The sequence below is a fragment of the Streptomyces sp. NPDC051320 genome (genome assembly GCF_040682175.1).
Taxonomy (GTDB): Bacteria; Actinomycetota; Actinomycetes; order Streptomycetales; family Streptomycetaceae; genus Streptomyces.
Genome location: NZ_JBFBAL010000009.1, coordinates 42382 through 58413, shown reverse-complemented (window position 1 = coordinate 58413; position 16032 = coordinate 42382). Strand labels below are relative to the sequence as shown.

Genomic DNA, 16032 nt, shown 5'->3' with positions numbered 1-16032 from the left:
CCGGTGCGGCTGGGATCCGGCCGGCAGGGACGTACGGACAGACGCTCCGGGTGCCCGAGCCGGTCTCGGCAAAACGTTCCAGGGGGGTGAAGCGCCGAGACGTGCCCACCTACCGGGAATTGCCCGGATGGTGAGATGCGCATCTCACGATCCGACCGCCCCCTCTAAGGTGAGGGCACCGCTCCGAAAGAGCTGGACGTCGAACGAGGGAGATCTGCCATGCCGAAGGAGACGGCCGTTTACACGCACGGCCACCACGCCGCGGTGCTGCGCTCGCACACCAGGCGGACCGCGGCCAACTCCGCCGGGTATCTGCTGGACTCGCTCAAACCCCATATGCGGATCCTGGACATCGGCTGCGGCCCCGGCACCATCACCGCGGATCTGGCCGAACTCGTCCCGGACGGCCGGGTCGTCGGGGTGGACATGGCTCCCGCGATCCTGGAGCAGGCGCGCGCACTGGCAGCCGAACGGTCCCTGACCAACACCGACTTCGCGGTTGCGGACGTGCACGCACTGGACTACCCGGACGACAGTTTCTGCGTCGTGCACGCACACCAGGTGCTCCAGCATGTGGGCGATCCCGTCCAGGCGCTGCGCGAGATGCGCCGGGTCACCAAGCCCGGCGGCATCATCGCGGTGCGTGACGGCGACTACGGCGCTTTCACCTGGTCCCCCGCATCCCCCGGCCTGGACAGGTGGCTGGAGCTGTACCGCCGGGTCGCCCGCGCCAACGGCGGTGAGCCGGACGCCGGACGCCGGCTGCTGTCCTGGGCGCAGCAGGCCGGTCTCACCGACATCACGTCGACGGCGACGAACTGGGTGTTCGCCACCCCGGAGGAGCGCGACTGGTGGAGCGGCCTGTGGGCGGAGCGCACCACCGCGTCCCGCTACGCGCAACTGGCCGTGGAAGGCGGCCACGCGACACCGGAGCAGCTGAGCGCGATCGCCGACGCGTGGCGGGAATGGGGAGCGCGCGGCGACGCCTGGTTCATGGTGCCGCACGGCGAGATCCTCTGCCGGGTCTGAGACGGGCGGTCACGGACGCGCGGACGGCGGAGCGCGGACGAGCGCGCGGCGGGCCTGCGGATTTCGATCTCATCGCCCGCCGGTGCCAACTAGGCTCGCCGTATGGAGATTCTGGGCACCACGCTGCGCATCTGCGTCGACGACCTCGAGACTTCGGTGTTCTTCTACGAACGCCTCACCGGCGCCAAGGCGTTGCGCTTCGAGCGCGGCGGAGTGTCGGTGGCCGCCGTCAGCTGCTTCCTCCTGATGAGCGGCCCCGAGTCGGAGCTGGCGATTCTGCGCAAGGTGACGGCGACCATCGCGGTCCAGGACGTCGATGACGCCCTGGCCGCACTCAACGACGTCGGGGCCAAGGTCATCGCCGGGCCGGTACCGACCCCGGCGGGACGCAACCTGATCGCGGTGCACCCGGACGGATCGGTGTTCGAGTACGTCGACCGGAAGCCGGCCGACGCATGACCGACCTCGTCCGCCATCACCAGCGCGTCATGGCGGTCACCACGGCGGCGGTGACCGCCGGCGTGGACGCCGAGCGGCTCGCGCTGCCCACGCCCTGCGGGGACTGGGACCTGGCGCGGCTCCTCGCCCACATGACCGGTCAGAACCATGGCTTCGCCGCGGTGGCGCGGGGTGAGACCCGCGATGCGACGGTGTTCGCGGACCGCCCGGTGGGCACTGACCCGGCGGGCGCCTTCGCCGCCTCGGCCAGTGAGGTGAGCGCCGCGTTCTCCGAGGACGGCGTCCTCGACCGCCCTTTCTGGCTTCCGGAGATCCGCGGCGGCATTACGCTCCCCGGCCGCGTCGCGGTCGGCTTCCATTACATCGACTCCCTCGTGCACGGCTGGGACGTCGCGGTGACGGCTGGCGTCCCGATCGTCTTCGACGCCCAGTGTCTGGCAGCGGGGCTGCCCATCGCCGGAGCGGTGCCTGACGACGCCTCGCGCGAGACCCCGGACGCCGCCTTCGCGCCCGGGCTCGTACCCCCTCCGGGGGCGACGGATCTGGAGCGCATCCTGTCGCTGCTGGGACGGGATCCGCAGTGGGGCGCGGGTGGCTGACGGATCAGTGACCGGGCCCGTGGACCGCGGTCGCCGGCTCAGGGACGCATCCGGTACTCGTAGGCGTCGGGCAGCGGTTCGTCGGTGAGCGTCGCCCAGACCTCGTTGAGGATCTCCGCGCCTTCCCGCAGATCCGCCACCTCGAAGCCCCCGTCGAAGAGCGCACGCGCGGCGCCGGTATCCCCCTCGGCGATGAGCAGCTGGGCCTCGATGAGACGGAACCGGCCGCGCTGCCGGATCGAGGGGCGCAGCCGGTGCCACACACCGCGGGCGTCGGAGCCGCGGCCCACCACGAGCAGCGCCTCGATCGCCTCACGGCCCAGGGCGGCCAGCACCGCCGTCCAGGGCTCGCCCTCGCGGACCTCCGCGCACAGGTCGTCGAAGGCTTCGGCGTAGCGGTCGGCAGCGCGTTCGTGGTGATCGCCGCAGGCCTCGGCGACGGCCAGGCAGCGCAGCAGCGGCCAGCGGGACGGGGCCAGTTCCAGGCCGCGCTCCCAGCTGCGGACCGCCTGGGCGAGATCACCCTCGTGCCACTGAGCGACGCCGAGGTGGTACTCGGTGAGCGGGTCGGCGGGCGCCGTCTCCAGCATGTCGCGCCAGTGCCTGCCCACCAGCGAGGGGCCGGGCGGGGTGACCCGGCGCGGGACCGGGAAGGAACCGGAGCGGTACAGCTCGAGCCAGGGCTGCTGCGCTTCGCCGATCATCGACTCGTCGAAGGGGGTGCCGGGGAGTTTGTGGCCGCCGCGCAGGACTTCGAGCGCGCCCCAGCCGGAACCGGTGGCCAGCGTCTCGTGCGGTTCGATGTCGGCGCAGGGCCGCCAGGCCTCGTACGCCGCGTCTACCTGAGTCCGGGGCAGCGCCTCCGCCAGCCGGGCCTCGGCCTCGCGGCGGGCGGTGTCCCAGTCGCCGCCGTGGACGGCCGAAGGTTCCGCGGCGAGCGGCCCGTAAGCCTCCAGCCAGCTGAACTCGGCGCCCGGGTCGAGGCGGACATGCTCCAACTGGGTGCGGGCGAGCCCCGCCTGGATCTCGGCGTACCCGGGGGTGCCCGGTTCGGTCAGCCACTGCTGCCACCGGCGGCCGCCGGTGCCCGAACCCCAGACGAAGAGTTTGCGGCCGCTCAGCCGGTCGGTGGAGGTCTGGACGAGCCCTTGGCCGCCCGCGTCCAGCGAGGCGATCCACTTCCTGGCCTGGCGCGGGACCTCATAGAAGTAGTCGGCCGGGTACTCGCTACGCAGCGGATAGCTGCGGTCGGCGCCGTTCCACTCCGGAACCGGGATCCGGCGCAGGCTGCGCTCGTAACCGAAGTGCCAGGCCTCGTCGGCGGGCGCCAGCACCCGGGTCTCCGGATCCTCGGGCACCGCGATGTTGGACCACCAGTAGGTCGGCACGGTCTGCTCGTGGGGATTGCGGATGCGTACGCCGACGTGGAGGAAGTCGGAGTCCTCCGGCAGCCACAGATCCACCTGGAACGGCAGGTCCCGCAACCGCTCCCACTCCCACAGCCGCAGCATCTCGCCGCCGTCCGGGGCGGCGACGAGCGCGGCGTGCAGGCGTGCGCAGTTGAGGGTGGTGTGGCCGGTGGCCCCGATGTTCCACTCGATGCCGCCGGAGAACCAGGCGCCGTTGAGTGCGAAGTCCGCGGGCTGCAGGACGGGGTTGCGGTAGAGCAGTTCCCGTCCGGTCGGCTTGTGGAACAGCGAGTGGATCCGGCCGCCGAGACCGGGCAGCACGGTGGCCCGCAGCCGGTCGTTCTCCAGCACCAGCGCGTCGATGGCGGTGGGGGTGCGCTCCCGGCCGTAGCCGTCGAGGATGCGGACGGGCAACAGCGTGCGCAGCGGTGCGTAACCGACCTGACGTGACATGTCGCGCGGCATGCCGATCCGCCCCTCGGCGTCCACGGTGTGCGTCTCGTCGAGCGGACGCAGCGCGGGCAGTGGGTTCTCCGCCCCCAACGGGGCCGCGGGCAGGGTCAGTACGGCACGTCGCACGGTCGTGGCCAAGGCAACCTCGCTCGCTCGCGCGGGCCGCCGTCCGCCCGACGCCCCCTGATGACCATGGAACACCGGCGGCGCGATCCTGACCAGGGGGACCCCCGGCCAGGATTGCGCAAAAGCCCCGGGCGCCGGGTCAGTGGCCGGGAAGCATCTCCGCGGTGATGGCCCAGCGTTGGTGGTCCCGCCAGGCACCGTCGATGAAGAGGAAGTCCGGCGAATACCCTTCCAGCCGGAAGCCGGCCCGCCGCACCAGCGCGATCGAGGCCTCGTTGGCCGGCTGGACGTTCACCTCGAGCCGGTGCAGACCGAGCGAGCCGAAGGCGTAGCGCATCACCTGTGCGAGGCCTTCTCGCATCAGCCCACGGCCCGCCGCGTGTTCGAAGGCGCCGTATCCCAGCGCGCCGCTGCGGAAGGCCCCGGTGACGATGTTGTTGATGTTGATGAAACCGGCGATACGGCCGGCGGCGGAGCCCGCACGCTCGCAGACCAGGAACCCGGCCTTGGCCGGGTCCTCGATCAGCCGGCGGGCGTACACCGCGAAGGTTTCGGCGTCCGCGGGTGGGAAGAGCCAGGGATGGTGCAGCTCTTTGCTCTTCCCGGCCAGTGTGGTGAACTCTTCCGCGTCCCGGTACGAGAAGTGACGGATGCCCACGCGAGGGCCTTCGGCGAGGTAAGCGGTGGTTCCGGACATCCGGCCAGGTTACGGGCCGATGCACGTCTTCGCGCGGCGGGGCGGTATGCCCGGCGTCAGCGCAGCGCCGGTGCGTCGAGAGTGAGGGTGCCCGCGTCGGCGTCGAGCACCGCGGGGAGCCCGAGCGGCATGGTCTGCGCGGGGGTGCAGTGGCCGAAGCCCAGATCCGCCACGACGGGGACGCCCAGTCCGCCGAGGCGGTCCAGCAGCACCGCCGCCGTCTCCTCGGCGGGAGCGCAGTCCTGCCAGGAGCCGAGAGCGATCCCCGCCACGCCGTCCAGCCAGCGGGAGCGGAGCAGTTGGGTGAGGATCCGGTCGAGGCGGTACGCCTCCTCGTCGATGTCCTCGATGAGGAGCAGCCCCCCGCGGGCCGACGGGCGGACCTGCGGGGTACCGAGATCGGCGGCCAGCAGGGAGACGCAGCCGCCGAGGGTGACCCCGGCCGCCCGGCCGGAGACCAGCGGGCGGGCCGTGGCCAGGCCGAGGGTCCGCACCGATTCGGGCTCGAAGAGGGTGGCCCGCAGGGACTCCTGGGTAGCCGCGTCCTTCAGGAAGGCGACCGCTGCGACCATCGGGCCGTGCAGGGTGGCCAGGCCCATCCGGACGGCGAACGCCTCGTGCAGTGCGGTCACATCGCTGTAGCCGAGAAACACCTTCGGACCGGCCGCACGCATCGCGCTCCAGTCGAGCAGGTCGACCATGCGCTGCACGCCGTATCCGCCTCGCGCACAGAAGACCGCGGACACCGTCGGGTCGCACCAGGCCTCTTCGAGATCGCGGGCGCGCGCCCGATCGGTGCCCGCGAGGTAGCCGAACTGCGGGTGCCGGTCGAGCACATGGGGCATCACGACCGGATCGAGGTCCCAGCCGCGGAGTATGTCGAGACCGTCCGCGAGCCGGTCCTCGGGCAGCGGCCCGCTGGGTGCCACCACGGCGACCCGGGACCCGGGCGTCAGTCGGGCGGGCCGGGTCAGCGGAGCCAACGGGGCCAACAGGGTCGCTGTCACTTCTCCAGCTCCAGAACGGGGATGTCGGGGCGTGCTACGCCGAAGGCCTGTGCGTACAGGAACAGTTCGGCCTCCAGGGCGCGGACCAGGGTGTCGGCCCGGCGGAAACCGTGGCCCTCCCCCTCGAAGGTGAGATAAGCGTGCGGCACGCCCCGGCCCGCCATCCGGGTCAGGAAGCGTTCGCACTGCACCGGCGGGCAGATCACGTCGTCGAGCCCCTGGAGCAGCAGGAAGGGCGCGGTGACCTGCTCCGGGTGGGAGGCGGGAGAACGCTCGCGGTAACGCTCGGGGACCTCGGCGAAGGGCCCGATGAGGCTCTCCAGGTACTTGCACTCGAAGTCGTGGGTACCGTCCTCGGACGCCCAGTCCGTCAGGTCGAGGATCGGGTAGCTGATCGTGCCGCAGGCGTAGACATCGGTGGACACCAGGGAGGCCGCGGAGGTCCAGCCGCCCGCGCTGCCACCGCGGATCGCGAGCCTGGCCGGATCCGCGGTGCCTTCGGCGGCGAGCGCCAGGGCCACGGCGGCGCAGTCCTCGACGTCGACGACGCCCCACTGTGCACGCAGCCGGTTGCGGTATTCCCTGCCGTATCCGGTCGAGCCGCCGTAGTTGATCTCGGCGACGCCGATGCCCCGGGAGGTGAAGTAGGCGATCTCCAGATCGAGTACCAGCGGGACCCGGCTGGTGGGTCCGCCGTGCGCCCACATCACGTAGGGCGGGCGTTCTCCCGCGGGCGCGGTGTGGTCCGGGTTGTGCGGCGGGTACACATGGGCGTGGATCTCGCGGCCGGCCGGACCCGCGAACGTACGGGCCACCGGTTCGGGGTAGTAGGCGGGGTCCACCACGTCATGATGCGGGGAGCCGATGACGCGTGGGTGTCCGGTTCGGGTGTCGAGCTCGACGACCTCGTATCCGGTGTGCGCTCCTGCCCCCAGGCCGAAGACGCGGGAGCCGGCCACGGACAGCGTCGACGCCCATTCGGTCCAGGGGCCCGGCACGTCGACCAGTTCGCCGGTCTCGGGGTCGAGTACGCCGAGCGCGGTGGCGCCCTTTCCGTGCACGACGGCGATCAGTCCGCTGTCCAGCGGTTCGAACCACTTCTGTCCGATCCGCCAGAGCGGCCCGCCGAACTCCTCGTCGCGGGGACAGAGCGCGATGTCCCCGCGGTCGGGGTCCGCGCAGTACAGATTCCACCAGCCGGTACGGTCCGAGGCGAACAACAGCCGTCCGTCGGCGGCCCATTCGACCTGAGCGACCGACTCGTCGGGGCCGCCGGCGCACTGCCGGGCCGCCCCGAAGGTGCCGTCGTCGGCGACGTCGGCGAGCATGACATCGGTGCCGTCCCAGGGCATCCGGGGGTGGTCCCAGCCGAGCCACACCGCACGGCGCCCGTCCGGGGACAGCCGTGCGCCGGTGACGAAGCGGTGCCGGCCGTCGGAGAGTTCACGCACCGCGGAGCGGTCGTCGGCGGCCGAGCCGTCGAGCGGGACGGCCGCGATCCGCCGCCGCACATCGGTCGGTGACTCACCGGTGAACTCCTCGACCACGCACCAGACTTCGTCGCGGTCCTGGTGAATCGTGGGATCAACCCAGCGCAGCCCGCCGCCCACCGCGGAGAGCGGCGTGAGCGGGCGCGGCTCCGCGTCCCGGTCCGGCTCGTACGCGTACAGCCGCTGATCGGCGAAATTGACGAAGACCACCAGCGGGCCGCCGTCGGTGCGCGCCGTCCCGGCCCAGGGGTGTCCGCCGTACTCGATGACCCTGCTGCGCACATTCCACGGCGCGAGCAGCGCCGACTCCTCGGCGCCGTCCGCCCGCCGCCGCATCAGCGCCCGCCGGCCGCCCTCGGCCGGGCGCGGCGCGGTCCACCACACCTCGTCGCCGACCGCTCCGACGAACTCGGGCCTGCCGTCGTGCGAGGCCGCGAGCGCGGCGTCGATCGGTGACGACCAGGTTCCGTACGCCCCGGTGGCTGTCATGCTTCCCACTCCCCTATGCGGTACGCAGATAGTGATCGAGCACCCGGACGCCGAAGTGCAGGGCGTCCACCGGCACCCGTTCGTCGACGCCGTGGAACAGTGCCTGGTAGTCGAAACCGGGCGGCAGCTTCAGTGGCGAGAAGCCGTAGCCGGTGATGCCGAGGCGGGAGAACTGCTTGGCGTCGGTACCGCCGGACATGCAGTACGGCACGACGTGGCCCTCGGGGGCGAAGCGCTCGACGGCGGCGCGCAGCTTGGCGTAGGTCGGGGAGTCCACCGGCGCCTGGAGCGCCACCTCGCTGTGATCGAACTCCCAGTCGACGTCCGGGCCGGTGAGCCGGTCGAGCGTCTCCCGGAACTCCTGCTCGCCGCCGGGCAGCATCCGTCCGTCGACGTAGGCGGTCGCGCGTCCGGGGATCACATTGACCTTGTAACCGGCTTGCAGCATGGTCGGATTGGCGCTGTTGCGCACGGTCGCCTCGACCAGCGCGGCGGCGGGGCCGAGCCTGCCGAGCAGGCCGTCCACATCGAAGCCGGCCGCTCCGGGGTCCGCCTCGATGCCGTGCAGCGCGGCGATCTCGGTGAGCGCCGCCCGCACGGTGGGGGTGAGCCGCACCGGCCACCGGTGGTCACCGATCCTGGCGATGGCGGCGGCGAGTCTGCTCACCGCGTTATCCCGGTTGACCTTGGAACCGTGGCCCGCTCTGCCGTGCGCGGTGAGCTTCAGCCAGGCGGTACCCCGCTCCCCCGCCGCGACGGGGTAGAGCTGCCTCCCGGCCGCGGCGTGAAAGGTGAAGGCGCCGGACTCGCCGATGCCTTCGGTGCACCCGTCGAAGAGCGCGGCGTGCCGGTCGGCCAGGAAGCCCGAGCCGTCGACTGCGCTGGCTTCTTCGTCGGCGGTGTAGGCGATGACGATGTCGCGCCGTGGACGGACGCCTTCGCGCGCCCAGGCGCGGACCACCGCGAGCACCATCGCGTCCATGTTCTTCATGTCGATGGCGCCCCGGCCCCAGAGGACCCCGTCCCTGACCTCCCCGGAGAAGGGGTGCACGGACCAGTCGTCGGGCTCCGCGGGCACCACGTCGAGATGGCCGTGGACCAGCAGCGCGTCGGCCGACGGGTCGGTGCCCTCGATCCGCGCCACCACGTTGGTCCGCCCCGGCGTGCGTTCGAGCAGGGCCGGCTCGATTCCGGCGCCGGCCAGCCGCTCCGCCACGTACTCCGCGGCCGGCCGCTCACGGCAGTCCCCGCCGCCCCGGTTGGTGGTGTCGATCCGGATCAGTCCCGAGGTGAAGTCCACCACTTCGTCGAGCGCCCGGGCACCCAGCGCCGTCTCCTCGGTCGTTCGCACGTCAGCCATACTGTTCCTCCACTGCGGACGAGACGATCGTCGTGACCGCTTTGAAGGTACGGATGCCTTCATACATCGTCCCGCTGGTGTACTCGACACGCCGTTCGCCGGTCCGCTGGACCCCCGGCACGACCGTCGCGGCGCCCACCAGGTGCTCGGCGTCGAACTCGAGCTCCACGGTGAAGGACTCGCCGGTCATCGGTTCGTGCCGTACCGCGAGCGCCGCGGCCCCGGCCGCGGCCGACCGGATGTCGGACGCGGTCCGCGCGGGGGTACGGCAGACCGCCGCATACCGGGAGACGTGGTCCTTCACCGCCACCGTGCGCGCCTGCGGGGCGTAGCCCCGGGCGTCCTCGCAGGTCAGGTCGTCACCCGTGACCAGCACGACGGGGACGCCGTACTCCGCGACGACATGGGCGTTCAGCAGCCCCTCGCTCGCTCTGCTCCCGTTGAGCCAGACGCCGGTGATGGAGTTGGCGAGGTAGGTGTGCGCGAGCACTCCCTCCATGCCCGCGCCGGTGTGATAACCGACGAAGGCGATGCCGTCCACGTCGCCGCGTTGCACGCCCTCGACCATGGAGAGCGCCTTGTGTCGCCCGGTGAGCATCTGGACGCGCTCGTCGAGCTGCTCGATGAGCAGATTGCGCATCGACCAGTGGGCTTCGTTGATGAGCACCTCGTCGGCGCCGCCCGCGTAGAAGCCGACGGCGGCCGCGTTCACGTCGGAGGTGAACATGGACCGGCAGCGCTCCCATTGCGGCGTGCCCGGCAGCACATCACCGGGCCAGGTCACGCCTGTCGCGCCCTCCATGTCGGCGCTGATAAGGATCTTCATGCGGCATCACGGTACGCGGTCGGGAACGCACTGGCCAGGGGTGTTTTCCGTGTCAGAGGTCCAGTCCACCGAAAGATCAGCTGCCCGGCCGAACACCGTCCGGCCGGGTGGGGAGACCCGCCCCCACCCGGCCGACAACCGACTCTTCGGGCCCCTCGGACTCAGGATGCGGCGGTGGCGAGCACGAACCACCGGGCGGGGAGATCGATCCGGCTGCCGTCGGGCATCTTCTCGGTCTGGGGCAGCACCGTGTCACCGTCGGCCAGAATCGTCAGTCCGGCCGCCCGCAGCAACTCCGGTACCTCCTCGTCGGTGGCGCCCGCCGGCTTGAGGCCGTGGTCGAAGACCCGGCGCAGCTTCTTCGGTGGACCGTCCGGGGCCTCGGCCGCCGCCTGCAGGACGTCCTTCGATGCGGGCGTCAGCTCGACGACGAACGCCCGGCCCTTCTCGCCCACCAGTTCCGCGACGGCCGCGGCGACCGCCGGGCGGGCCGTCGGCTCGCTCTGGTGGATCACCGCCCGCATGTAGACGTTGGTGTCGCCGATCCGCCGGTGCAGCGCACCGACCGCGTCCGCGTCCACCAGGTTGAGCTGCTCGAACTCGGCAACGCCCGCGGTGTCGGCACGCCGGGCATGCTCGACCGCGGCTTGCGAGAGGTCGAATCCGAGCGCGCGGGCGAAAACGGTGGAGAGATAACGGGTCTGGGTGCCACTGCCGCAACCGAGGTCCACCACGGGCAGCGAGGTGTCGGCGTACGGCAACAGCAGCCGGCAGTGCGGCTCCGCGGACAGCGAGGCCTCCGCATCCCAGATCGCCTCGCCGGGAGCATCGGATGTGGCGGCCCAGAAGCCTTCCCATGACTGGCGATACTGCTGCGACACGTCCATGCGCACTCCCAAGTCCGGCTCGTTCGAAGCACTTTGCTCAGGAACGGACTACCCTCCCGGACACGCCGGAAGCAAGAGCGCGGGCGGACTCCTTGTCAGCGATACCCGGCTTTCACCAGGTGTTCGACCCAGGACGTGGGTTTCGGCTCAGTGCCTGCTCGAACCAGACCGTCTTGCCGTGCGCGTTGGCGCTGGTGCCCCAGGCGCGGGCCAGACCGCTCACCACCAGCAGACCGCGTCCGAACTCCTCGTGGGCGGAGGCGTTGAGCAGTGCGGCCGGAGCCGGTTCGTCGTCACTGACCTCGCAGAGCAGGGCGTCGGTCCTGACCAGCCGCAGTCCGATCTTCTGGGTGCGGCCGTTTTTCACGGCGTTGGTGACGAGCTCGCTGACCATGAGGACCGCCGACTCCACCGCGGCCGGCAGCCGCCACTCGAGGAGCTGGTCGCGCACCAACTGCCGGGCCCGCGCCACCTCGCGGGGGTCGAGGGCGAGTTGCCACTCCGCGACGCTCTCGTCGGGAATGCCGTTGACCCGGGCCATCAGCAGGGCCACATCGTCCTTGCGGCCGTCGCTCGGATTCAGCGCCCGGATGATGGCATCGCAGGCGTCGTCCATCGAGGCTGCCGGGTGGGCCGCCGAGGCGCAGAGCGCGGCGAGGCCGTCCCCGATGTCCTGGCCCCGCACTTCGACCAGGCCGTCGGTGCAGAGCACCAGCCGGTCGCCGGGGCGTACCCGGACCGTCGCGGTCTCGAAGGCGACTCCGCCGACCCCGATCGGCGCCCCGGTCGGCAGCTCGATGAGTTCGGCCCGGCCGTCCTCGGCCCGGACCAGTACGGGCGGGATGTGCCCGGCGTTGGCGATCTGGATCTCCGAGCGGATCGGGTCGTAGACCGCGTACAGACACGTGGCCAGATACTGGTCGCCCAGCCGCTGCGCGAGATCGTCGAGATTGCGCAACAGCTGGGACGGTGGCATCTCCATGGTGGCCATGGTCAGGACGGCGGTACGCAACTGCCCCATCATCGCCGCCGAGTTGAGCCCGTGGCCCATCACGTCGCCGACCACCAGGGCGGTGCGTGAGCCGGGCAGTTTGACCGAGTCGAACCAGTCACCACCGACTCGGCCCAGCCGGGCGCCCGGCAGATAGCGGGTGGCGATGTCGCAGCCCGCCATCCTCGCTTCCACCTGGGGCAGCATGCTGTCCTGGAGCGTCTCCGCGACGTTCTCCTGGTAGGTGTACATCCGGGCGTTGTCGAGGACAAGCCCGGCACGTGCGGCGAGCTCGGCGCCGGTGGTGCGGTCGATGTCGTCGAAGGGTTCACGCCCCGGGCGGCGCATCAGCACCATGAACCCCAGGACCACGTCGCGGGCCTTCAACGGCACGATCAGCAAGGACCTGTTGCTGATCAGCGGGCGCAGGTCACGCTTCTCGAACTCACCGGAGATGCGGTCGCTCAGCTCCTCGCTGACGTACGGGATGATGACCGGCTCGCCCGTGACCATGCACTGGAAGAAGGGGGTGTGCTCGGGGAACGCGATCGCCTCGCCGACCGGCACGGTGTCGTCCCAGCGGCCCGGCTCGTCGTTGTGCTCCACCCAGACCCGGTGCCAGACCGTGGTGACATCCGGCGGCCCGTCCGGAAAGCCCTCACCGGCCAGCACCGCGGCCCGCAGATGGGTCCCCGCGAAGTCGGTGAAGCGGGGCACGGCGGCGCTCGTCACCTCGCGGATGGTGCGCTCGAGGTCGAGCGACGTCCCGATCCGGCCGCTGGCTTCGTTGAGGAATTCCAGCCGCTCCCGGACCGCCGCGTACTCGAGGTCGAGCTCGGGGCGGGGCGCGGAGAGGGGCTGCACCGTGTCGTTCACCGACGTTCCGGCCGCCGTGGTCCAGCGGCGGGCGGTGCGCCGCGGGACTCCCCAGTCCGGAGTCACGGGAACCCGGTCCCGGTGACTGAACTCCAGCACCGGGTAGCCGAGTTCGAGTACCTGGGAGACGATCCCGGTAGCCTCCTGGACGCTCATGTTCGGCAGGATCTCGGGGAGCCGCCCGGCCAGTTCCTGATAGCCGGGGAAGTCGGTATGCAGCGCGAACCCCGGAGCGACGGTCTCGGTGTCCGCGTCCGTGTGCTCGTCCCCGTCGCGCAGTTGGGCGGCGTCGGCCGAGAGCACCAGCAGGCGCTCGGGACCGGGGCCGACCAGCGGGTAGGCCCACCACAGGACGTCGATACGACCGCGCCGGGGTTCGGCGATCCTGGCCCGGCCCGCGGCCGGGTAGGCGATCGTCCCGCTCAGCGAGCTGTCGAGCTCGGGGCCGAAGTCGGAGTAGGCGCCGTCCGGGCCCTGTCCGTCTTCTTGCGCCAACGCGCCGGACACCGGAAGGAGTTCACCGGCGGCGCAGCCGACGGCGTCCTCCCTGCTGACACCGAAGAGCCTTCGGGCGCCGGTCGACCAGTGCGACACGAGTCCGTCCGCGTCCACGACCACCACGGCGAGCGGTACTCGGCCCGCCGTGGCGTCGCGTGGCTGTGGTGTCCTCTGCGGCGGTACACCAAGGTCCATGGGTGGAAGGCTCCTTCCCGGCCGCAAGACTCTGCGGTATGTAACTCCACCGTACGGCCCAGCGTCCCGGGTCCGCCGGTCATCAGCGGAATCCGCCCGCACGGGTGGTGCGCCCGGCGCACCCGGTCGGCTGCGGCCGGCCGGCCGGCGGTCAGTCCTCGTGGCCCAGTTGGAGATCGCGTTCGGTGCGGCCGCCGCCCGCGACCTGGAGTACGGTCGCCACCGGCGGATACCCCGCGGCGATCACGGTGTACTCGCCGGATGACAGATCGACGAAGCGGAACGTGCCGTCCGGACCCGTGGTGAGCGTGTCGACCACATTGCCCGCTGCATCGAGCAGCGTGACGCGCGCGTCCTCGACGGGGCGGCCACCGCTCGCCCGGACGGTGCCGCGCAGCAGTGCGCCGCCTGCCAGTTCGATGTCCTGCCGGGTCTCCCGCGCCGCCTGCACGCTGACCGGCAGGGCGGCGGGGCGGAACGCGGGGGCGCTTCCCGCGAGGGTGTACTCGCCGGCCACCAGTTCGGTGATCACGTAGCCGCCATCCCGGCCGCTGCGGGTACTTGCCACCACCTCACCGCGTACGTCGGTGAGGGTGACCGCGGCATCGCGGACCGGCGTTCCGTCGGCGTTGAGCACACAGCCCGCCAGCCGCCCGGCTCCGCCGAGGACCACGTCGAGATCGACCGGGCGTTCCCCGACCGTGACGGTCACGGCCTGCGGCTGGTGCCCGCCGGCCGCCGCGATCAGGACGTACGAGCCCGGCCCCGGCACGCTGAGCGCGTACCGCCCGTCCTCGCCGCTCGCTCCGCGGCCGATCTGGCGTCCGGTGATGTCGATCAGCGTGAGTGCGGCGCGCGGCACCGTGGAGCCGTCGTAGTGCTGGACCGTCCCGCACACCGGGACACCGGAGAGTACGGGCGGGGTTGCGGGGACGCGGGCCGACGGAACGGCGGCGTCCGGGGCGGCGGCGGGGGCGTTGTGGGACACCAGCGGTTTCTCCTTGAGGAAGAAGGCGAAGAACAGGCCGAGCACAAGCACCGGCACGAGGTAGAGGAAGATCCGCGGCATCGCGTCCGCGTACGCCTGGATGTAGCCGTCGCGCACCGCGGGCGGCATCGCGTGGACCAGTTGCGGGGTGATCGACTCGGCGTCCGGCAGCTGGGCCCCGGCGGGGATCCGGGCCGCCAGGGCGTCCGTGAGGCGGCCCGCGAAGAGCGTGCCGAAAACCGCGGCGCCGACGCTGCCGCCGATCTGCCGGAAGTAGTTGTTGGCGCTGGTGGCCGTGCCGAGGTCGGCGGGCGCCACGGAGTTCTGCACGGCCAGCACCAGGACCGGCATGATCAGACCGATCCCGACGCCGAGTACGGCCATCCAGACGCTGTAGGAGAGCTGTGAGGTGTCGACCTCGAGGCGCGAGAGCAGCCACATGCCGACGGCCGACACGGCGCTGCCGAGCAGCGGATACAGCTTGTACCGTCCGGTGCGGCTGATCAGTTGTCCGGACAGCACGGAGGCGATGACGACGCCGCCCATCATCGGCAGCATCAGCAGCCCGGACTCGGTGGCACTGGCCCCGTCGACCATCTGCAGGAAGGTCGGCAGGTAGCTGGCAGCGCCGAAGAGCGCCACCCCGACCACTCCGCCCACCAGAGCGGTCACATTGAAGATGGAGTCACGGAACAGCCGCAACGGGATGATCGGTTCGGGCGCGAAGTGCTCGACGACGATGAAGAGCACGGCCGTTCCGACCGCTCCGGCGCCCAGTCCGATGATGGTGCGGGATCCCCAGGCGTACTCGGTACCGCCCCAACTGGTCAGCAGCACCAGGCAGGTGGAGGCGGCGGCGAGCAGCAGCGCCCCGAGCACGTCGAGGTGTGGCTTGGCGGTGGGCTTCGGCAGTTTCAGTACGACGGCGATGACCGCCATGGTGACCAGGCCGAACGGAACGTTGATGTAAAAGCACCAGCGCCAGGAGGCGTGGTCGGTGAAGAAGCCACCGATCAGTGGTCCGGCGACGGAGGCGAGGCCGAAGGCGGCGCCGATCAGCCCCATGAAGCGGCCGCGTTCCCGCGGCGGCACGACATCCGCGATGATGGCCTGCACGCCGATCATGAGACCGCCGCCGCCGACACCCTGGACGGCCCGGAAGGCGATCAGCTCGTCCATCGTCCTGGACCAGCCGGCCAGCGCCGAACCGCACACGAAGACGACGATCGCGAAGATGAAGATGCTCTTGCGGCCGAAGAGATCGCCGAGTTTGCCGTAGACCGGCAGGCCGATCGTGGAGGCGAGCAGGTAGGCGGTGACGGCCCAGGACATCTTGTCCAGTCCGTGCAGTTCGCCGACGATCTTCGGCAGCGCGGTGGCCACGATCATCTGGTCGAGGGCCGCGAGCAGCAGGGTGAGCATCAGGCCGACAAAGACCATCCGCACCCGGCGCGGGCTGAGTTCGCCGTGCCGCGGCTCCGCCGGCGCTGGCGGGACCGTGCCGGCAACCGGACGCGCGTCGACCGAACCGTCCGGTGCCGGCCCGTTCGGTGCCACCCCGCGGGGTGCCGGCTCGTCCTGGACCGAACCGTCCTGCACCAGAGTGATCCCACCCACGTATTGCTCCCCTCGTCACGCCTGCGCCGCCCTTTT

Annotated in this window: 12 protein-coding genes; 3 read left to right on the top strand and 9 right to left on the bottom strand. The window is 71.4% G+C overall.

Annotation, left to right across the window (positions count from 1 at the left end; all coding sequences use genetic code 11):
• Positions 1-219: 219 nt before the first annotated feature.
• From AB0M87_RS20720 to AB0M87_RS20710, 3 genes are all read left to right on the top strand, one after another.
• Positions 220-1029, top strand: coding sequence for a methyltransferase domain-containing protein (locus AB0M87_RS20720; RefSeq protein WP_365854934.1), 810 nt, complete (start codon positions 220-222; stop codon positions 1027-1029).
• Positions 1030-1131: 102 nt separating this feature from the next.
• Entirely contained in the window at positions 1132-1488 is a 357-nt protein-coding gene (locus AB0M87_RS20715; protein ID WP_365854932.1) for a VOC family protein, read from the top strand.
• Positions 1485-2087: a TIGR03086 family metal-binding protein gene (locus AB0M87_RS20710; protein WP_365854930.1), complete on the top strand. Its 603-nt coding sequence runs from the start codon at positions 1485-1487 to the stop codon at positions 2085-2087. Before AB0M87_RS20715 ends, AB0M87_RS20710 begins: the two co-directional genes overlap by 4 nt.
• Before the next feature lie 38 nt (positions 2088-2125).
• Here the strand turns inward: AB0M87_RS20710 and AB0M87_RS20705 are convergent, their stop codons facing one another.
• From AB0M87_RS20705 to AB0M87_RS20665, 9 genes are all read right to left on the bottom strand, one after another.
• The gene (locus AB0M87_RS20705; protein WP_365854928.1) at positions 2126-4087 is read right to left on the bottom strand and encodes a DUF5107 domain-containing protein; all 1962 of its coding nucleotides are present in this window, start codon (positions 4085-4087) and stop codon (positions 2126-2128) included.
• A gap of 127 nt (positions 4088-4214) precedes the next feature.
• Complete coding sequence (locus tag AB0M87_RS20700) at positions 4215-4772, bottom strand: GNAT family protein (protein ID WP_365854926.1); 558 nt, start codon at positions 4770-4772, stop codon at positions 4215-4217.
• Positions 4773-4828: 56 nt separating this feature from the next.
• A complete protein-coding gene (locus AB0M87_RS20695; protein WP_365855404.1) occupies positions 4829-5767 on the bottom strand; it encodes an LD-carboxypeptidase in 939 nt (312 codons plus the stop codon).
• Between the two features lie 8 nt (positions 5768-5775).
• Positions 5776-7758: a prolyl oligopeptidase family serine peptidase gene (locus tag AB0M87_RS20690; protein WP_365854924.1), complete on the bottom strand. Its 1983-nt coding sequence runs from the start codon at positions 7756-7758 to the stop codon at positions 5776-5778.
• A gap of 13 nt (positions 7759-7771) precedes the next feature.
• Entirely contained in the window at positions 7772-9118 is a 1347-nt protein-coding gene (locus AB0M87_RS20685) for a M20/M25/M40 family metallo-hydrolase (RefSeq protein WP_365854922.1), read from the bottom strand.
• Positions 9111-9944, bottom strand: coding sequence for a M55 family metallopeptidase (locus AB0M87_RS20680; RefSeq protein WP_365854920.1), 834 nt, complete (start codon positions 9942-9944; stop codon positions 9111-9113). Before AB0M87_RS20680 ends, AB0M87_RS20685 begins: the two co-directional genes overlap by 8 nt.
• A 161-nt stretch (positions 9945-10105) precedes the next feature.
• Entirely contained in the window at positions 10106-10831 is a 726-nt protein-coding gene (locus tag AB0M87_RS20675; RefSeq protein WP_365854918.1) for a class I SAM-dependent methyltransferase, read from the bottom strand.
• A 112-nt stretch (positions 10832-10943) separates the two neighbouring features.
• Positions 10944-13391: a SpoIIE family protein phosphatase gene (locus tag AB0M87_RS20670; protein ID WP_365854916.1), complete on the bottom strand. Its 2448-nt coding sequence runs from the start codon at positions 13389-13391 to the stop codon at positions 10944-10946.
• 151 nt (positions 13392-13542) lie between these two features.
• The gene (locus AB0M87_RS20665) at positions 13543-15996 is read right to left on the bottom strand and encodes an MFS transporter (protein ID WP_365854914.1); all 2454 of its coding nucleotides are present in this window, start codon (positions 15994-15996) and stop codon (positions 13543-13545) included.
• Between the last annotated feature and the right edge of the window lie 36 nt (positions 15997-16032).